The organism is Pseudomonas sp. LBUM1644 (assembly GCF_059716195.1).
On the sequence record NZ_CP166812.1, the window covers coordinates 3,692,022 to 3,711,978 of the forward strand.

At 58.5% G+C, this 19,957-nt stretch carries 10 protein-coding genes; 6 read left to right on the forward strand and 4 right to left on the reverse strand.

Annotated elements, in window-relative coordinates; all coding sequences use genetic code 11:
• Nucleotides 1-9 precede the first annotated feature (9 nt).
• Nucleotides 10-6,993, reverse strand: coding sequence for an NEL-type E3 ubiquitin ligase domain-containing protein (locus ACA052_RS16625; protein WP_497645843.1), 6,984 nt, complete (start codon nt 6,991-6,993; stop codon nt 10-12).
• 199 nt (nt 6,994-7,192) lie between these two features.
• Here ACA052_RS16625 and ACA052_RS16630 point away from each other — a divergent pair, with 199 nt between their 5' ends.
• The gene (locus ACA052_RS16630; RefSeq protein WP_497645844.1) at nt 7,193-7,411 is read left to right on the forward strand and encodes a DUF2970 domain-containing protein; all 219 of its coding nucleotides are present in this window, start codon (nt 7,193-7,195) and stop codon (nt 7,409-7,411) included.
• A 7-nt stretch (nt 7,412-7,418) separates the two neighbouring features.
• Here the strand turns inward: ACA052_RS16630 and ACA052_RS16635 are convergent, their stop codons facing one another.
• Entirely contained in the window at nt 7,419-8,504 is a 1,086-nt protein-coding gene (locus tag ACA052_RS16635; protein WP_497645845.1) for an ABC transporter substrate-binding protein, read from the reverse strand.
• Between the two features lie 522 nt (nt 8,505-9,026).
• On the opposite strand from ACA052_RS16635, the gene ACA052_RS16640 reads away from it, so the two are divergent.
• Together ACA052_RS16640 and ACA052_RS16645 are read left to right on the forward strand one after the other, a co-directional pair.
• Nucleotides 9,027-10,685, forward strand: a complete 1,659-nt coding sequence (locus ACA052_RS16640) for a nitrite/sulfite reductase (protein ID WP_497645846.1) — start codon at nt 9,027-9,029, stop codon at nt 10,683-10,685.
• Entirely contained in the window at nt 10,669-11,163 is a 495-nt protein-coding gene (locus ACA052_RS16645; protein ID WP_497645847.1) for a DUF934 domain-containing protein, read from the forward strand. Before ACA052_RS16640 ends, ACA052_RS16645 begins: the two co-directional genes overlap by 17 nt.
• 44 nt (nt 11,164-11,207) lie before the next feature.
• Here ACA052_RS16645 and ACA052_RS16650 read toward each other — a convergent pair whose 3' ends face one another.
• Both ACA052_RS16650 and sohB read right to left on the reverse strand, forming a co-directional pair.
• Nucleotides 11,208-15,110, reverse strand: a complete 3,903-nt coding sequence (locus ACA052_RS16650) for a dermonecrotic toxin domain-containing protein (protein WP_497645848.1) — start codon at nt 15,108-15,110, stop codon at nt 11,208-11,210.
• A gap of 277 nt (nt 15,111-15,387) precedes the next feature.
• Nucleotides 15,388-16,410, reverse strand: coding sequence for a protease SohB (gene sohB, locus ACA052_RS16655; protein WP_497645849.1), 1,023 nt, complete (start codon nt 16,408-16,410; stop codon nt 15,388-15,390).
• Between the two features lie 199 nt (nt 16,411-16,609).
• On the opposite strand from sohB, the gene ACA052_RS16660 reads away from it, so the two are divergent.
• The 3 genes from ACA052_RS16660 (at nt 16,610) to ACA052_RS16670 (ending at nt 19,852) form a co-directional block, all read left to right on the forward strand.
• Nucleotides 16,610-17,320, forward strand: coding sequence for a histidine phosphatase family protein (locus tag ACA052_RS16660; protein WP_497645850.1), 711 nt, complete (start codon nt 16,610-16,612; stop codon nt 17,318-17,320).
• Nucleotides 17,321-17,384: 64 nt separating this feature from the next.
• A complete protein-coding gene (locus ACA052_RS16665; protein ID WP_449643541.1) occupies nt 17,385-17,699 on the forward strand; it encodes an SCP2 sterol-binding domain-containing protein in 315 nt (104 codons plus the stop codon).
• A 305-nt stretch (nt 17,700-18,004) separates the two neighbouring features.
• Complete coding sequence (locus ACA052_RS16670; RefSeq protein WP_497645851.1) at nt 18,005-19,852, forward strand: amidohydrolase; 1,848 nt, start codon at nt 18,005-18,007, stop codon at nt 19,850-19,852.
• The last annotated feature ends 105 nt before the right edge of the window (nt 19,853-19,957 follow it).

Sequence of the window (19,957 nt, forward strand, 5' to 3'; positions counted from 1 at the left end):
GCGGATGAATCAGGTCGGTGCGTCCTGCCCGGACATTTCACGTTTGGAAAGTTCGGTCAGTAGACGCTGGCGATTGCTGTCATTGTCGGCGTCCAGCGCTTTCACCTCCTGTAAGTACTTGCCATCAAACTCGGGGTATTTATCCTCCAGTAGATTGTGCTTCTCCTGAAAGTCCTGCTGCACCTTGGCAAATTCCGCCGGATAGGTTTCTTCGAGGTAGTTTCTCCAGTATTGACGCGCAATCAGCTGCTCGATAAACGTGGGCTTCTTTTCCTGCTCAAGAATCGTCGTATAGGCCTTATCGAGGTCCGCTGCCGTGACCTTGGCCAGGCTTGAATACAACATGCCTTTGGGTTGGGCGGGCAGATCAAGCCGCTGGGCGAGGCCGATTCGGTAGGCAAGGCGAATCTCGGCAGGGTCAATAAAGGGCTTGAGCAGAATTTGTGTCCTGGCAACTTCTTCGACCTGGGCCAGGCGAAACAGTCCTCTGGACAGTTTCAGCAGCTCGCGACCTTTATGTTCCGGGACAATTGACTTCAAGGCCTCAAACTCATAGACCTCGACTTCCAGTTCGTTGAACAACAATATTCGGCCATCACCACAGGTCACGCGATGCCTCAATGCCTTCGACAGGCCCATCAATCGCTTGCTCAATGCTTCATCGCCATAGGCGGCTTCGAGGATGCGCCAGACTCGCCGCGTGAGATCAAGGCGATCCAGACTGAAGTCCTCAGTGTGTTGGAGTTGTGAAAGCACGTATGCAAAGTCATGCGTGCTGTCCTGCTCCATCACGGCGTCCCACATCTGGTGTTTTTCCGAGCCTGCCGCGACTCCGGCAAACCATCGTGTTTTTTGGACGTCGGATGTCTCGTGGTCCGGGTGAATATCTCCGTCGTCCGTATCGGAGGACTCCGAGCGTGCGAATCCTTCCAGCAAACCGTCAATCTGCTCTGCGGTAAAACCCAACCCGCGACCGGTGTTGCTCAGATAATCCTGCAGTCGCATCAATTGCACCTCGTCCAGCGTGTTGTCGCTCAGATCGGTGCCGGCCATCAGGACGGCGTGTTCAGGCTGAAAGGCATCTGGAGGGATCGTTTCAATCTCGTTGCCCCTCAAATTGAGGGTGGTCAGCGCCGGCGCTTCGAGTACTCCCAGCGGCCAGTCGTCCAGGTGGTTTTTGCTCAAATCAAGGGCCTGTAACTGACCCAGTCCTGTGACGTCGAACTCCACCAGCCTGTTTTCGCTCAGGTCCAGCCATTGAAGGTGAGTCAGCGAGCGCAACTGAAGGTGCAATGGACCGCTGGCACTCAAACCGTTGTAACTCACGCTCAGGTGAGTCAAGTGTTCACATTGTGCAACCGCCTCAGGCAACGCGCCCAGGTTGTTGCGATTGAGTATCAGGCTATGCAACCGGGGAAACGAACGCAAAAACGCGTCCGAATCCTCTGAGAGCCTGACACCGTTCAGGTCCAACGCACCGACATGGTTGAATTTAACCGGGAGCTCCGGAAAATCGCCGACGACAAGACCGGTGAAATCCAGCACGAAATCACTCGGCGTTCCCGCCGCCTCAGGCGCGTCATGCAACGTGGCGCGCCAGCATTCAAGGAGCCGATCAGCAGCGCGGCGACGGTCTACGGCGCTGACCCAGGTTCCGCGATTGCGAAAAGCGGGAACATCGATCCAGTCATTCAACCCCTGGATCAATTGCTTCTGTTCCTGCTGCCACTGGCCCAGCCGGGCTTCAATATCCGTAGCGCTCATTCCCTGTGTACGCCAGGCTTCAATGCGCTCGACGGCCTCAGTGGTGCCAAGCCGAGGATCAAGACGTTGCAGCCTCGCGGCCGAGGTCAAGGGCACCTCCCCTTCGCCAGGCTCCAGGTACTGCGGCAATACAAGGTCTGGCTGCGCCGACACTTCGACCGGAAAGAACTCTGGATCGCCCCCGGTTTGTCCTGCCGACAGCAGTGATCGAGTGATGCCCATAGGCCTCTCGATCACCGTACGCTCAGCGAATGCCTTTACCGCGAGGAACGCTTTTGGGCTGAGTCGGCAACCTTGCAGAGACGTCTTTAGCAGCAACTGATCGTGGCCGATTTGCGCCGCGGCGGGGATGTCGGTGATGCCGCTGTGATTCAAGGCCAGATAACGCAGGTCGGGGAGCGACAACACGCCCTCGGGCCACGCACGAAGATGGGTATGACTCAGGTCCAGGCTCGTCAGGCGCGTCATCGAACCGACCTCAAGTGCACCGACGCGGTTGTACGCCAGATTCAGCGTTCGCAACGAGGTCAAACGATTCAATCGTGCTTGCGTCGAAGCCGTGATCGTCAGCTCATTGAAGGAGAGATCCAATTCGCCAAGCTGTCCCATTGCCTCAATGGCCCGTGGTAGTTCGGTCAGCCGGTTCGAGCTCAATTCGAGTGTATGCAACTGGGGAAATGCGCTCAGAAAATCATTCACCTGTGCCGTTGAAAGTCCGTTACCTCTCAGGCTCAAGCGGCGAACATGAGGAAACGTTGTGCCCCCGAGCTCGGGTAAATTTCCCAGGGGGCCCCATCCCGTGAGATCCAGCATGTCGTTTTGTAAATGGCTGTATAACCACGAGGGGCCAGCAATGGGTTCTTGTGGCGTGTACCGGGCACGCAGTCCGTGGCGCCAGGATGCCCGGATTTTCTCAGCGATCAGCTCGCGGTGATGAACCGCCACTTGCTGCCCATCGACCCGAACCACCCGTTCCTTCCAAACGGCCAGCGATTGATTCAAGGCACGCCGCTGTTCATGCAATGCATCGACCTGATCCAGCAACGCCTGCCCGGACAGTCCGTCTTTGTTGAATTGAATCATTGCGTCTGAAGCGAACGTGTAGTCCTCGGGCAGCAGCTCTGCCAAACGCCCGCTGCAATAGCGGCCTACCATGTGCGGTTCGTACACCAGATGTGCCGGATTGTCATGCACATGCTTATAAGCCTTCATGAACGCTTCAGGCTCCAGGGCGGCCCAGTTCAATTGCAAGCTACGCCATAGCGGTTCATGCCCGTTAAACAGTTCGGCAGGCAGCGACTTGATGTTTGCTGCCTGCAAATCCAGGGTTTCAAGCCTGGCCAGTTGCAACACCCCGGTTGGCCAATCCGTTAAATATCCCGTTAACTTTAAGGTCCGCAAGTTCGTCAGCGCGCTGTAGTCCATCGTGGCCATATTGCTGTTGAGCGATAGTTTTTCCAGCTGAGTCATTCCCTCGAGTGCCCGCGACAACTCAGAAGTCCCGGTTAGAAATGCATTGTTGAGCGTCAACTCAGTGATACCCGTCAAGTCGGACAGCCTCTCGCCCATGGCAGCCATATCCTGCGCATTCACAGAAATTTCCAGCTTTTTCAGTTTTGGAAACTGCTGTAGCACCGCACTGCCCGATTCACCGATGATCTGGCCACTGTTGAGTTGCAAATTGCGCACATGAGAGAAGTCGGCATCCCACTCGGGCAATGCGTCAGCGCCACGCAAATCCAGATCAAAAACAGGCTCCAGATCTCGATAGAGGCCATTGCGCCAACACTGAATCAACCGATCGGAAAATACGCGGCGACTCAAGCCGCCGCTTGGGGTCGGCGTGGGTGCGGCACCGATCCAGTTGTTCAGTACCGTGTCCAGCGCCTCGAATTCGCGCTGGCGATTGTTCAACAGATTAAACACCTGCTGATCGGTGTCTCCTGCGCTCAGGCGACTCCTGACGAACTGACTGGCTTGCTCATCGGATACATTCGGATAAAGGTCCCGCACCCTGGAAACCAGCTGCCCCTCGGGAAAACCGGCGCCACGACCACTGGCCAGGTAACCGAAGCCACCAGAGGGTAGACGCAGGGACGGCCCTGGACCATTGATTGGACGCTGCTGCAAGATCAGCGACATTTCCTGGCGGTGAGTGCTGGCGTACTTTGCCAACTGCTTTTGAAGCGCCTCGCCAGGATCGCCCTCAAGCCCTGCGCGGGTGCGATCGGGCAAGACTTGCAGCAGTGATTCAAACAGATTGCGGCCACGCCTCGGGAGATTGTTGAGAGCGCTGCCACCGGCGTCAAACGCTCGGAAGCGATCATCAACCTTGACCAGGTACGTCAGGGTCGAGGCACCTTCATTCCCGATGCTATCGAGCAGCGGGCCTGTGATGGAACCGGATCGCACCTCCACACGAACATCTGCCGACCCGCCCGGCAAATGCTCCAGGCTGTGCAACGCCAATTTGTCGCTGGCCACAGACGCCATGTCTTGCAGATGCAGACCGCCTATTGCCCTGTTCAGCGATCCTTGCCGCAGATGGACGCGGATCTCTTTAGCCTGACGCAGAGGAACTCTTGCGGTGCTGCGCAGTTGGGCCAGCTCCGCGGCACTGGCTTCGCCCAGAACCTGGCGAGCCGCCTCAGACGACAGCGTCGGGAAGCTACGTTGCAGAGTGTGAATATCGGGGTCCGTTGCCTCCTGCTTATTGAGCAGTCGGTCGAACAGGGACTTCCTTGCATCCCGCCCTTGATCAGCCAGACGCTCGCGGAATAGCTGTATACGGTCGGTCCCTTCTTTCATGCTCCGGGAGCCGAGCAGCCGAGCGATTTGTGACTCGTCGAGCGCGGCCAATACACGGTCCGGCAATTTCCCCGCGATCACTTCGGCGCGGGTGATCTTGATCGTTGATCTTGCACGGCCCACCGCCGATGCGGATCCGAAGCGCTGCGAGGCCCCCCAGTGCTCCGGCCCCTCAAACACTTCGACGACCTCTTCAGCCGGCCAGTTCGGCATTTCCAGGGCGAGTGGAACGGTAAGTTCCGACGCGGCGCTCAGGGGCGCCCCATTGCGGATTTGATCGATCAGTTCGTCCACTTGCTGATCCACTTTGAACGCACGGAGGGTCTCGACCAACATCGGCGGCGGTGGCTGATGGTCGACGTGCATTTGACGCAACTCGTCATCACTGACGCCACTGGCCTCGGCGATCTGCTCCAGTCGTGCCTGGCTTAAACCGTCCATCTGCGGGCCCATCCGGCGCAACAACGTCGGACGATCCCACTCCAGTGGCCGTTCAAGGGTGTGTCGCCAGGCGCCAAGGCCGTTGTGCTCAAGGATCGGTTGATAAGCTGCTGGGGCACTGGGGTGGTTGATACGCCACTTTTCCAGCGTCGAGTCGAAGGTTTTTTCGTAGACATTGCCCTCCTGCTGGATATAGGTCTTGCCGGCGAGCTTGTACTGGCCCAGGGCGTTGGGCGTGAGACCGTCCAGCGTTACGCTGCTTTTGTAAGGCCCCAGGTGAGGACTCCACAAACGCGGCTCGCCAAAAGGTGTGGTGATCTTGGTCATGCCGTTGACAAACCGGGACGGAACGATCGACGGAGCCTTGCTCGCCGCGGCGCCCAGCACGGCCATGAAGGCTACGTTTTCCAGGCACGACTTGAAGTGCGCCCAGGCCTCCTCGGCATCGCCCTCCTCCCATGCTTTCACGCCCTCGTAAACCTCATAGGTAAGCTGTCCGGCAGTGACGGCAAGCATGACTTCGCCCAGGCCCGGCACAAAAAAAGCCGCCACGTTCAAGACGTTCAGCCCCCATTCGACGTAGTGCTTGAGCCGCTCGATCCAGGCCTTGTGATCAACTTCAGCCGTCGGGATTGCCAACAACCTGGCGTTGGACTTGACCCTGGCAACATGCGACGCATAGCGTGCGTCGAACACGTCACCCTCGATGAATGTTTCATGCAGCCCAAGGTTGATGTCTTCGTTCCATACCTCTTCGTAGACGCCATCCCGGTACGCATCAGGATTGAATGGCGGGCCTGGATAAACCGGGTTCGGGTTCCATCGTTTGACCTTGAGCTGAGCCTTGAGCCGGTGAAAAAACGTCGCCGATTCGTCATGGGGGACAAAGCTTGCGAAGAAGCGTTGATAGCTGCGAGAACGCAGCTTGACCGCCAGGTCCTTGGCAAATTCGTGGGCCGAAGCATATTGCTTGAGAGGGCTTTGTGGGTCCCCCGGAATGTAAACGATGATCCGGGTATCCGGGATAAACTTCGCCAGTTCGGCCGGCCCGGGCAGAAGGACTAACCACGGACTTTGACTGACTGCCCTGAAGCTGCGCGATGCGGCACCCATAATCAGAACATCACCCAATTCAGAACCCAGTATCTGCACCTGACTGAAAGCCAGCGGCTGGCCGTCGAGCCTGGCCGCCGATGATCCGTCAAGCAGGGCCAGCACCGTGGTGTAAGCCGTTTCATCGATGTGCGACCGTATCCGGGCGATATGGGCCTGCAGACGCATCCGGTCCTTGTTCGCCGCAATGGTCTGCTGGCCTACGGTTGCCGCGCTGCCAGGGCCATCGAACACTGCACTGATATGGTCCTGATAGCGTTTGCCCAGGTCCAGCTCCCGGCACAGGCTGGCGAACGCCGCTGGCTTGATCGATAATTTGTCGCGAATGCTGTAACGCGTTTTTCCAAACGGATAGCGTTTGGTTTCGTCGTAGAGCTGACTGTCCAATGCGCCTGTGGGGGCTAACGCGCTGGTTTCCTGCAAGGCGACTTCATCAAACGCTTCGCCCTCTTCGAAGTTTCGCAGCGCAGCCTGCAGCAGTGGCTGTTCGTCAGCGAGGTTGGGCGCGCGCAGGTGAAAAAGCGCTGTGTTGATGACATCCGGTGCCTGGCCGAATTTTTTCTGTAGCGCCTCGACCAGCAATGGCTTGGCGAACTCGGTGATGCCTTTGAAATCCTTGAGGGTCCTGGCGAGCGTCCCGGTGGTGGTTTGGCTTTGAGCCTGGCTGTCGAGCAAAGCCTGGCGCAGCGCGGGTGACGCTTGGGCATACAGGTCAGGGTAAGCCTTGATGAATCGCCGCACGGGATCCCGGGCCTGGGTCAAGGCCTGAAGGTGGGCCGTGGCAAGGTGTTGCGTCCAGTCGGGAATCCGGCTCTTGATAAACGGAACATGAAACCCGTGCCCGGCGGGTATGGAAGGGTCTGGCATGATGTCGCTCCTGATACTCAAATAAGAGCGCAACAGGACATCACGGCCAACCAGCACGTTGGCGGTAGATAGTTATAGGGGATTCCGGAGCTTGCCTCCTCTGTGTTACACGGTTTTACCTGATCGCCTGGTTCGCCCTCCCACAGAATTCGCCCCCGTTGTCTATGCTTACCTTTCCTACGCAAATGACGAGGGATTTATGGACGACCCGGTCGACAACAAGCCGCCAAGCTTCTGGCAGATGCTGCACAGTGTCATGGCGGCGGCGTTTGGCGTGCAAAGCGGGAAGAATCGGGCTCGGGACTTCGCCCACGGCAAGCCCAGCCATTTTGTGATTCTGGGGATTCTGTTCACGGCCGTGTTCGCGTTGACGCTCTACGGCATCGTGCAGCTTGTGGTGTACCTGGCCGGGGTTTGACGCGGGCCTAGTGCATCAAGGTTTGCAGGCTGAACGGATAACGATACGAAGCTGGCTTGCCCTTGGCCGACAGCTTGTGAAAATCCACGCCAAAATCCTGCGCCGCGCCCATCGCCAGCAACCGCTTGGCCTGTTCCCGATCAATCAATTGCAATAACGGAATCTGCCGGTCACGGCCGCCGTACCGGCTAACATCCACACCCTGATCGTAGTCATGCAACTGCACCAGCGCCCAACCACCCAGACTGAAATGCCCGCCCAGCAGCACACTCAGCCGCTTGTCGAGCAATGCCTGCAATGCCGCCGGAGAATTGTTGATCGTGCCGAACAGTGCGTCTTTGCCGGGTTCGCCGCCTGCTTCGACAAATGCCTGCATGACACCAAAATTCATTTCGTCATTGGCTGACCAGATCAACGAGGTCTGCGGGTAACGCTTGAACAACAGCTTGGCCTGCTCATAAGCTCGCTGCCGGGTCCAGCCGCCATAGACCAACTGCCGCAAATGCACTTCGGGATGCTCGGCCAAGGCCCGTCTCAAGCCTTTCTCCCGTAACTGCGCAGACGGGGTAATTTTCAAACCGGAAAAGGCCAGCAGGTCGATGCTCTGGCCCGAGGGCACCGGGCCATGCTGGCGAATCAGCTCGGTGAGCATCAAGTAGCCGCCCTCCTCGTCGTTGGGCACCAGGCTGCCCACCCAATCCGGATACTTGTCCGGTCGCGCACCGAGTAGCTTCATCTGGTCCGGGGTCAGGGCGTTATTGACGATGAACAGCTTCACACCACTGTCTTTGGCCAGGCGCAGGATTTCCGGAGCAATATATTGCTCGTTGACGAACATCAGGTAATCGGGACGGTTTGGCCCTTGCAGGGCTGCGCGGGCCTGCCTGACGGTGGTTTCAGGGACGCGGTCGGAATACTGAATGCTCAGGTCCAGGCCCAGGTTTTTGGCCGCCGCGTGCATGAACTGGGAATAGCTGACCCAGAACGCTTCATGGGTGTTTCCCGGGTTCAGGAACAACACCGACGTCGCATGGGCGCAAGTTCCCACGGCCATACCCAGCGCCAGCACCGCACCACAAAGAAACTTCAACATTGATCGCCCGAGCCCCCGCAAATTCGCCGCGCATTATAGGCAGCGAACTCCCGTAAATCGGCGTTTATTCCGGATTTTGTCCGACAATCGTCAGAAAGGGCCCGGACGGGGTCGTTTATTGATGGCTGACCCAGAATACCGCTGTGCCCACGACCAGAATGATCAGAAACAGAATCGCCCAAGCATCTACCGTGCTATCGGGTTTTGTCGCCTTGGTTGGGTTGCTCATTGCATCGCCTCTTGTCGGTTTTATCGGTGATTGCATAAAGACTCGACCACAGTAAAGACGACGATTGCCCACACCACAAACACGGGTTTAGCAATAACGATTCTCGTTAGTCGTTTTGGTTCTTTACATATACTCAAACATCACTTTTGCGCATAACTGCAAACTGGTATCTTGCCCCGGCTCCGTAGGGAGTGCGCGGCCGTGCGCGCAGAATTGCCGAGGCAGTATCGGAGACTTTCCAGGCGAAAAACGCAACTGGATCCGACCGGCCCAAGCCTGAGAACAGGACTTATATGTACGTATACGACGAGTACGATCAGCGGATCATCGAGGACCGCGTCAAGCAGTTCCGTGATCAGACCCGACGCTATCTGGCAGGCGAGCTGAGCGAAGAAGAATTCCGCCCCCTGCGCCTGCAAAACGGGCTTTACATCCAACGCTTCGCGCCGATGTTGCGAGTGGCGGTGCCTTATGGCCAGCTGACTTCGCGCCAGACGCGAATGATGGCCAAAATTGCCCGCGACTATGACAAGGGCTATGCCCACATCAGCACCCGGCAAAACGTGCAGTTCAACTGGCCGGCGCTGGAAGACATCCCGGACATTCTCGCTGAACTGGCCACCGTGCAGATGCACGCGATCCAGACTAGTGGCAACTGCCTGCGCAACGTCACCACCGACCAGTTCGCCGGTGTCGCTTTCGATGAGCTGATCGATCCGCGCCCATGGTGCGAGATCGTCCGTCAGTGGACGACATTCCACCCGGAATTCGCCTACCTGCCGCGTAAATTCAAGATCGCCATCAACGGTTCGACTTCGGACCGTGCCGCCATCGAAGTCCACGACATCGGCCTTGAGCCGGTGCACAACGCCGCTGGCGAACTGGGCTTCCGTGTGTTGGTCGGTGGTGGCCTGGGCCGTACCCCGGTGGTTGGCGCCTTCATCAATGAATTCCTGCCGTGGCAAGACCTGTTGAGCTACCTCGACGCCATCCTGCGTGTGTACAACCGCTATGGCCGTCGCGACAACAAGTACAAGGCGCGGATCAAGATTCTGGTCAAGGCCCTGACGCCTGAAGTCTTCGCCCAAAAAGTCGACGCGGAAATGGAACACCTTCGCGGTGGCCAGACCACGCTGACCGAAGCCGAAGTGCATCGCGTCGCCAAACATTTCGTCGACCCGGATTACAAGGCGCTGGACAACCAGACTGCCGAATTGGCCGAACTCGACAAGCAACACCCAGGCTTCGCTCGCTGGCGCACCCGCAATACCCTGGCGCATAAGAAGCCGGGTTATGTGGCCGTGACCCTGTCGCTGAAACCGACCGGCGTTGCACCGGGCGACATCACCGACAAGCAGCTCGACGCGGTTGCCGACCTGGCCGATCGCTACAGCTTCGGTCAGCTGCGCACCTCCCACGAGCAGAACATCATTCTTGCCGACGTTGAACAGAGTCAGTTGTTCGCCATGTGGGGTGAATTGCGCGAGCAAGGCTTCGCCACGCCGAACGTGGGTCTGCTGACCGACATCATCTGCTGCCCGGGTGGCGATTTCTGCTCCCTGGCCAACGCCAAATCGATCCCGATTGCCGAATCGATCCAGCGCCGTTTCGACGACCTGGACTACCTGTTCGACATCGGCGAACTGGACCTGAACATTTCCGGCTGCATGAACGCCTGTGGTCACCACCACGTCGGCCACATCGGCATTCTCGGGGTGGACAAGAAAGGCGAAGAGTTCTATCAGGTTTCCCTCGGTGGCAGCGCCAGCCGTGACGCCAGCCTCGGTAAAATCCTCGGCCCGTCCTTTGCCCAGGACGCCATGCCTGACGTGATCGAAAAGCTGATCGACGTGTACATCGAACAACGTACCGAAGATGAACGCTTTATCGACACCTACCAGCGTATTGGCATCGACCTCTTCAAGGAGCGCGTCTATGCAGCGAATCATTAAGAACAACGAGGTCGTCGACGAAACCTGGCACTTGCTGCCCAAGGACTTCAACATCGACGAGATCAGCAACTGCGACGACCTGATCGTGCCGCTGCAGTTGTGGCGCGAACACAGCCGTATGCTCAAGGCCCGCGATGGTGGCTTGGGCGTGTGGCTGGATGCCGACGAAGAAGCGGAAGAAATCGGTGACGACGTCGATCAGTTCAAGGTGATCGCCCTGAACTTCCCGGCCTTCACCGACGGTCGCAACTACTCCAACGCCCGTCTGCTGCGCGACCGTTATGGTTTCAAAGGCGAACTGCGGGCTATTGGCGATATCTTGCGCGACCAGTTGTTCTACCTGCACCGCTGCGGTTTCGATGCGTTTGCGATTCGCCCGGACAAAGACCCGTACGAAGCCCTCGAAGGTCTCAAGGACTTCTCCGTGACCTATCAGGCCGCCACCGACGAACCGCTGCCGCTGTTCCGTCGCCGCTGAGTGACAAACCTTGAACCCCTTTCGGGGTTCAAGGTTCCCCCCACCTACAGGTTGTGTACCGGAAAAGGCCGTCCCATGGACACCCAATCACGGTAAAGCCTTGCTCGATCCTCAAGCGCCGAAAACATCGTAAATGGATTCTCGGCATCGCTCTCGATCACCTCGATCGCCTGGGCCAGTCGCGTCCACAACTCCTCAGAAGCATCCGCTTCGCCCAGCACACGCCAGACTCTCGCCTGAAGCGACAGATAGTCGACCAGGAAGTCCGCCGTCAGGCTCAACCCGTCCATGACCCTTAAAAGCCCTGTGCCAAGCGGTTTGGAGGCCAGCCGTTGCCAGATCAGGCGCCGGGCTTGCTGCTGTGCCGCAACACCTTCGCGCAACCACTCGACGGGATTGCCGTAGTTGGCACCGGGTTCACTCAGCCACAGGTTGATGCCCGTTCGCTGCCGATGCTCCACAAGACGCAACAGGGTGTCCTCATCCGTCAGCGGATTGCCCTGCAACAGCACACGATCCCTGGCGACGGCCTGGTTCATCACGGCCTGAGGTACGCGGGTAATCTGGTTGTTGCGCAAGTCGAGGGAGGTCAGGTACGGCTGATCCATGATCCCGATCGGGCAGGATTTGATCTGGGTGTTTCTCAAGTTCAGCCGCTGCAGCTCGTCCATCCCCAACACCACCGGCGTGGTCACGAGCGGGTTATCGCTCAGGTCCAGCACTTGCAGGTTCACCAATGGGCGAAATTGCGAAGCGGTCGTCAGCTCGAGCGCCGTTTGCGTGGACCTGAGATTCAAGGAGGTCAGGTGACGCATCCCGGGAATCGCAGGCGGCAAAACACTTTCCAGGTCACCATTGGCATTGGCCAGCCGGAGATCGACACTTTCAAGATTCAGTGTGCGCAGGTTTGGAAAGGTCTCGAGAAAACCATTCAAACTCTCACGCTCGGTCAGGTGAACACTTCGCATCGTCAACTCGGTCACGTCATTGAGCCGAACACTTGGCGTAGGCAATCGATGGAAATCTTCATACGCCAGGTCCATGCCGAAACCGGTCTTGTGATTGCCGGAATAAAAACTGTCTGCCTGCGGAGCGCGCTTTCTCCAGATGGCGATCATCTCGTCAGCCAATTCCGTGCGGGTGATGCGCTCATAGCGAATCGCATCATTCAGCAGCTCCACGTTACGGGCGGCGATCTGCGCGTGGCTCATAGCCTGCGCTTCGGCCATGCCGGCGGCCAGGAAAGGAACGTCCATGTCTTCGATGTCATCTATCGCTTGATCAATCCAGGCGCTCAGGTCGGTGTTCAACTGCTGGAACTGCTGTTTCAATCCGTCGATGTGCGACTGGGCCTCGGCGCCCACCCGCTGCAGCAACTCATCGGACTCGGCACTGGAGAACTCGGGATAAATCTCCTTGAGCTGCAGCCTCATCATCTCGTGCGTCATCGCTTCGGCCTGCGGCGTCCCCGGATAACCGCCGCCCCTGAGCCCTTGTTCTTCAAATGACAGACCACTTTCCATGCGCCCCAGCCCGAGCATGAGTTCAGACCGCGACAGAGCCTGATCGCTGACCTTGAGGCGCAGCTCATTGACCGGGTCAAGCGAGGTCAGGTGTAACGCTGAACGCTGATCGTCAGACAGAACGTCGAGCACTGCCTGGTAAAAGTCCGTTTGTTGCGCCTGGTGCTGATAACGCTCCCCGACCCTGATCAGGCGTCGGACGTCGGCGGCATCCTGCGGACCACAACGATCCAGCAGCCGCCCAATCGCTGACTGGTCAAGGATGTCGATCCGCAGCGTTGCAGGCCAACCCGGGAGATTCTTGAGGGAATGCAACGCCAACGTGTCCGATTCCGGGCTAACCCTGGAACGCAGATAGAGGCCCTCATACGCCCGATTTAGCCGCACGTGCTGTTGGTATTGACGCGCCTTGCCGTCCAGGCGCTTGATCACTTGCAAGGCGTCTGTAGCATCGGGCGCGGCCTGGATATCCACGCCATAGCGATCGAGCATTTGTTCGATGGCGCTTTTCGGCAGCCCGGGGTATCGCTGCTGAAACAACCGGACCCATTCTTGTTCCGAGTGCTGAAGTGCCAAGTAGCGACTGTTAAACAACTCGGTTCGCCCGGACGGCAACAGGTCGACTTGCGCAAGTTCCTGGTCAATCTGGAAGCGACTGATCGTATCGGCCAGCAGAGGCGTCGGCGGTCGACCGACCTGTATCAGGCGCAGCATGTCGTCATCGATCGCGCTGACTTTGCCGATCTGTAGCAGCAATTCGTCACTGAGCGACGCCACCGGCGCACCGATGCCACGCAGCAATTGCAGGCGGGTTGGCAATGGGAGGATCGGCGGCAAGGGCGACACGGAAACGACCGGGTCGGGTACCGAAGTGATGCTCGGGGCCGTCGACGTTTCGCCAGGCTCGTGTTCGACCTTGACCACCGTAGCGACATCGGCCGCTTCACCATTCGCCGCGACACCAGCGCCCACTATCGGCAGAGCATTGAGCAAGCCAAACACCGTGCGCGTCACGCCCTCTGCACGCTGGCTCGACGTTTCGCCGTTGATCGCCTGATTCAGGCCGTAACCGGCGTCGATCAGCCCGGCCAAGGCCAACAACCCCTCGCCGCCCGGCACAAACAACGCCAGGGGCCCAAACCGGTTGACCCATTGCACCAGCGGTTCGACAACGGCGCTCAGATTGTCGCGATTGACTTGCGCATCGTCCCGAATGGTTTTGATACTGGCCAGTGCGGCCTGCTTCATTGTCAGTACCAACTGCGCGAACGGATCTTGCTCTGGTGGCTGATCGTCAAAACCGATGTATTGAGCAGGATCCCAATAGCCATCATCGTTGAAAAATCCGGCCTCCTGGGTCAGGTGATGTTGTTGCGGATAGATCGCCATGCCGTCCAGCGCCGTCAATACCCCCGCATGAAAGGTACCGTCGTTGCGGTCGTCTTCAGCAAAGTGAGACGCCAACGCCTGCTTTGTCTCGGCAGCCTTGCCTTGCGTCACGACCCATTGGCGCAACTGGCTGACGTCAGTGAACTCGTGCAGCGGGGAAGAGTTGCCGGGGATGTACATCACAATCCGCGAGCCAGAACCGCCACTGAAGCACCAGATATCCGTTGCCACGTAGCGATAAAGCATTAACCGACTTTGTGCGATCCCTGGCCTGCCTGATGTCGCTGCCTGCAGTTGTTCGATGGTCAGGGTTTGCCATGCCTGGTCGGGCGGCAATCCTGCCGCCTGCAGGGCAAGCGCCAGACCTTTTTCAGTCAGGCGTTGCTCATGACGCTGCCACCAGGCCGTCATGACATAGGCGGCCTTTACCGACGTTCTCAGGGCGTAGGGTGCGGGAGCCGCCAGCACTTCGTCCGAGGGCCAGGCCTGCTCCAGATAGGTCTTGTACACACCCTGCAAATCCAGTTCCCAGACCCATTTCTTGAAGTCTGCGGGCGTCAGGCTCATCTGCGTCGGCGGCCCATACGCTTGCGGTAGCGTCTGACGGTAGATGCCTTCGTAAGTGTGATGATTGCCGCTGCCATGGTCAGCGAACTCGTCGACGTTTTGCACAATTTGCACACTCGGCCCGATGGCCGGGGGTGTGTAAAGGCCCAAGGCGGATTCAGCGAAACGCCCGTCACCGACGGTTTGATAATTGGCCAGCAATGCTTGCAACAGCGACTGCGAACTTGCCACGCGCCCCTGTTGAATGCCGTCCTGTTGGGGGTGGCCTTTATAGTTGTAATCGAGCGTTACCAGTAAGGCTGTTCGCGGATCGATGTCCGCCCCCCACTTTTCCTTGATCAGGCGTGCGCCAAATTGACTGGGGGTTTGCGGGAGTGCGATGTCCACGGCGGCTTTCAGTGCATCGTGCATTCGTAGAGTCGGCGAAGGACTCGGCCCGGCGGAGTTGTCGTTCGAGAGATTGGTCATGGTGCATTCCATTGCAAGCATCAGGAACACCACCATACCCGGCCTCCGTTTCATTGGAAGCGGGAATGGGTCGACAGTCGGGCTAGGAGATTTCGCAAATTCAGGAAGGAATGTGAACCGTTGTAGGAGCGAGCTTGCTCGCGATGGTCGTTAACGATAACGCGTTTTTATTGGTTAAACGCGGCGCTCCTGAGTCCATCGCGAGCAAGCTCGCTCCTACACGGACCGGCATTAGACGACAGTCCCGGTATTTTTAAATACGATGAAACCCTTGCGATTACCAGAAACGTTGCTGGGTCAATCGGCTCCACCAGGTCGTCAACACACGGTCAACCGAACTGCTTGCCGCCATTCCGATGCGTTCCTGCAGGCTTTTGCGTTCGGCGTAGTGCAAGTGGTACAGCTCGGATTTCTTCGCCCGTTCAGCGAGGTACTCATCGCTGGTCTTGAGTTCATCGACCAGTTGTTTGTCCAGCGCCGCGACGCCGAGCCAGATTTCGCCGGTAGCGACTTCGTCGATGGCCAGTTGCGGGCGATAGCGGGAAACGAAGTTCTTGAACAGCTGATGAGTGACGTCCAGGTCTTCCTGAAATTTCTCGCGGCCCTTTTCGGTGTTTTCGCCAAACACGGTCAGGGTGCGTTTGTATTCGCCCGCAGTGAGGACTTCAAAGTCGATGTCGTGCTTCCTCAGAAGGCGATTGACGTTGGGCAATTGCGCCACCACGCCGATCGAGCCGAGGATGGCGAACGGAGCACTGATGATCTTCTCGCCGATGCAGGCCATCATGTAGCCGCCACTGGCCGCGACCTTGTCGATGCATATGGTCAGCGGTACGCCGGCGTCACGGATGCGCGCCAGTTGCGATGACGCCAGGCCGTAGCTGTGGACCATGCCGCCGCCGCTTTCCAGACGCAGCACCACTTCATCCTTTGGCGTCGCCAGGGTCAGCAGCGCGGTGATCTCGTGGCGCAGGCTTTCAGTGGCCGAGGCCTTGATGTCGCCATCGAAATCCAGCACGAAGACACGAGGCCTGGCTTCGGGTTTCTTCTTTTGCTTTTTCTCGGATTTGGCTTCGACCTTGCGCAAGGCCTTAAGCTGGTCTTTGTCGAGCAAGGTTTGCTCCAGACGCTCGCGCAGCCCTTTGTAGAAATCATTGAGTTTGCTGACTTGCAACTGACCCGCCGACTTGCGTCGGCCTTTGCTGCGCAACGCCGCGAAACTGGCCAGGACCACCAGAATGGCGATCACCAGTGTCACGGTCTTGGCCAGAAAACTGGCGTACTCGGTGAAAAACTCCACAGGGACTCCTTTAAACAATGCGCTGCACAAATGCGCGGACGCCTCCAGCATACCCATGCTCCGGCCCGGCGGCCAGCCGTGAAACCTTCGGCAACACGCCTGCAACAGGCATTTCAAACAAGCGTATGTTTTTTCATTGACAGCTCACCGTCATCCTCATAACCTCGCCAAACCTTCAACGTACCGGGATGACGCGGACGTGGGCAGTATCTACTTGATTCGACATGGCCAAGCCTCCTTTGGTGCAGACGACTATGACGTCCTGTCGCCGACCGGTATTCGCCAGGCAGAAGTCCTCGGCCAGCACCTCGCCGGGCTGGGTATCAGCTTCGATCGGTGCTTCTCGGGAGATTTGCGCCGCCAGCAGCACACGGCCAATAGCACGCTGGAACAGTTCGCCGCCGTGGAGCTGCCGGTGCCGACGGTGGAAATCGATTCCGCCTTCAACGAATTCGACGCCGATGCGGTGATCCGCGCGCTGCTGCCGGCGATGCTCGAAGACGAGCCCGAAGCCCTGGACATCCTGCGCAACGCGGCGCAAAACCGTGCCGAGTTCCAGCGGATTTTCGCCCTGATCATCGAACGCTGGCTGGCCGGTACCTATGACACGCCGGGCCTTGAAAGCTGGCTGGGTTTTGTCGCGCGGGTTCAGGCCGGGCTGCAGCGGATTCTCGACAGCGCCGACAACACCCAGAAAATCGCCGTATTCACCTCCGGCGGCACCATCACTGCCCTGCTCCACCTCATTACGCAAATGCCGGCGAAGCAGGCATTCGAACTGAACTGGCAAATCGTCAACACCTCGCTCAACCAACTGAAGTTTCGTGGTCGCGAGGTGGCACTGGCTTCTTTCAACAGTCATGCGCATCTGCAACTGTTGAAAGACCCGGAACTCATCACGTTTCGCTGAGTCCGGATTATTGTGACCCTGGCTGTAATCACCCAGCTCTAATTACCCAAGAAAGGATCGAACCATGACCTCCGTAGCTGATGCCGTACAAGCAATGAAAGCCAAGTTCAACCCAGCCGCTGCTGCCGGTCTGGACCTGGTTTTCGGTTTCCGCATCGACGACACCAAGAACTTTTCGCTGATCGTCAAGGACAGCACCTGCGAGCTGAAAGAAGGCGAGAACCCAGACGCCCAGGTCACCCTGGTGATGGACGGCGAAACCCTGGAAGGCATCGTTGACGGTTCGACTGACGGCATGCAAGCGTTCATGGGCGGCAAACTGCGCGCTGAAGGCGACATGATGCTGGCGATGAAACTGTCCGAGCTGTTCCCGGCCTAAGCGCGCCGCTCCCGACCTCCGGGAGCACGCCTGGCTTAAAACGAATCCCGCCCCTCGTGGCGGGATTCGTCGTTTTTCACCCTCGGAAAACGGTCGCCTGTGGATTTGCGGACTATATTCCTTCTGGCCGCATGCGTCAGACATCGGCTGTCTGCCCTCGCTTCTTTCGTGAAAACTTTGCGTAGAGCATTGCCATGAGCCCACCTGACGACCACGACGGATTCAATCGCCGACGTATACTGCAAGGCCTTTCGGCAGGTGCCGTTGGTGCCTGGATCAGCCCGCTATTCGCAGGGAGTAAAACCATGCCCGATACCCCGGCCGACCTCATTCTGTACAACGGACGCCTGCACACCGTCGATCGCAAAAAGCCCCAGGCCAGTGCCGTCGCGATCAAGGACGGACACTTCGTGGTGGTCGGCAGCGATGCCCAGGCCATGGCCCTGCAAGGCTCCGGCACGCAGATCGTCGACCTGCATGGCCGCACGGTCATTCCCGGCCTCAACGATTCGCACTTGCACCTGATCCGCGGCGGCTTGAACTACAACCTTGAACTGCGCTGGGAAGGTGTGCCGTCACTGGTCGATGCCCTGCGCATGCTCAAGGATCAGGCCGACCGCACGCCCACGCCACAATGGGTCCGGGTGGTCGGAGGCTGGAATGAATTCCAGTTCGCCGAAAAACGCCTGCCAACCATCGAGGAACTGAACAAGGCCGCGCCTGACACGCCGGTCTTCGTCCTGCACCTCTACGACCGCGCCCTGCTCAACCGTGCGGCGTTGAAGGTCGTGGGTTATACCCGCGACACGCCGAACCCGCCGGGCGGCGAGATTCAGCGCGACGCCAATGGCGACCCCACCGGTATGCTGATCGCTCGCCCTAACGCGATGATTCTCTACTCGACCCTGGCCAAGGGGCCGAAGCTGCCGTTGGAATATCAGGTCAATTCGACCCGCCAGTTCATGCGTGAGCTCAATCGCCTCGGTCTCACCAGCGCCATCGACGCGGGCGGCGGTTATCAGAATTACCCGGACGACTATCAAGTCATCCAGCAACTGGCCAAAGACCGACAGCTCACGGTGCGTATCGCTTACAACCTGTTCACGCAGAAACCCAAGGAAGAACTGAGCGATTTCAAAAACTGGACCAGCACCTCCCATTACGGACAGGGCGACGACTTCCTGCGGCACAACGGTGCCGGGGAAATGCTGGTGTTCTCGGCAGCCGATTTCGAAGATTTCCTCGAGCCACGACCCGACCTGCCGCAGACCATGGAGCAGGAACTGGAACCGGTGGTCCGCCATTTGGTGGAGCAACGCTGGCCGTTCCGCCTGCACGCCACGTACAACGAATCCATCAGCCGCATGCTCGATGTATTCGAGAGGGTCAATCGCGACATCCCGTTCAATGGCTTGCCGTGGTTCTTCGATCACGCGGAAACGATCACGCCGCAGAACATTGAACGGGTAAAAGCCTTGGGTGGCGGAATTGCGATCCAGGACCGCATGGCATTCCAGGGTGAATACTTCGTCGACCGCTACGGAGCCAAGGCTGCCGAGCACACACCCCCAATCGCGCGCATGCTCGCCGAGGGAATTCCCGTTGGCGCCGGCACCGATGCCACGCGAGTCTCCAGCTACAACCCCTGGACCTCGCTCTTCTGGCTGGTCAGCGGCCGGACCGTCGGCGGTCTGGAGCTCTACCCGCAAGGCTTGAGCCGCGACACAGCGCTCGAACTCTTTACCCACGGCAGCGCCTGGTTTTCTTCCGAGCAAGGCAAGAAAGGCCAGATCAAGGTCGGGCAACTGGCGGACTTGATCGCACTGTCGGCGGACTACTTCCACATCGAGGACGAAGCGATCAAATCGATCGAATCGGTGCTGACAATTGTCGACGGCAAGATCGTCTACGGCAGCGTCGAGTTCGAAAAGCTCGGCCCACCGCCGATTCCCGTGGTGCCCGAATGGTCACCGGTGGCCAGAGTGCCGGGACACTGGAAACCGTTGGCGCCAATGACGGCGCAGGTTCACCAGTGTGTCGGGGCGTGTGCGGTACATGCGCACAGCCATGAACGGGCGCGATTGTCTTCGGCGCCGGTCAGCGACTTTCAGGGATTTTGGGGGGCGTTTGGTTGTTCGTGTTTTGCGTTTTAACGATGATCTCGCCAGCACCCACAATCCAATGTGGGAGCGAGCCTGCTCGCGAAGGGTAGCGTCAGTCGACAATATTCTTGCCTGGCACACCGCCTTCGCGAGCAG

What these genes read in the sequence shown, in the direction of transcription:
- ACA052_RS16625 (WP_497645843.1), bottom strand. Translation starts at nt 6,993, where the DNA reads ATGCCAGACCCTTCCATACCCGCCGGGCACGGGTTTCATGTTCCGTTT.
- ACA052_RS16630 (WP_497645844.1), top strand. Translation starts at nt 7,193, where the DNA reads ATGGACGACCCGGTCGACAACAAGCCGCCAAGCTTCTGGCAGATGCTG.
- ACA052_RS16635 (WP_497645845.1), bottom strand. Translation starts at nt 8,504, where the DNA reads ATGTTGAAGTTTCTTTGTGGTGCGGTGCTGGCGCTGGGTATGGCCGTG.
- ACA052_RS16640 (WP_497645846.1), top strand. Translation starts at nt 9,027, where the DNA reads ATGTACGTATACGACGAGTACGATCAGCGGATCATCGAGGACCGCGTC.
- ACA052_RS16645 (WP_497645847.1), top strand. Translation starts at nt 10,669, where the DNA reads ATGCAGCGAATCATTAAGAACAACGAGGTCGTCGACGAAACCTGGCAC.
- ACA052_RS16650 (WP_497645848.1), bottom strand. Translation starts at nt 15,110, where the DNA reads ATGACCAATCTCTCGAACGACAACTCCGCCGGGCCGAGTCCTTCGCCG.
- ACA052_RS16665 (WP_449643541.1), top strand. Translation starts at nt 17,385, where the DNA reads ATGACCTCCGTAGCTGATGCCGTACAAGCAATGAAAGCCAAGTTCAAC.
- ACA052_RS16670 (WP_497645851.1), top strand. Translation starts at nt 18,005, where the DNA reads ATGCCCGATACCCCGGCCGACCTCATTCTGTACAACGGACGCCTGCAC.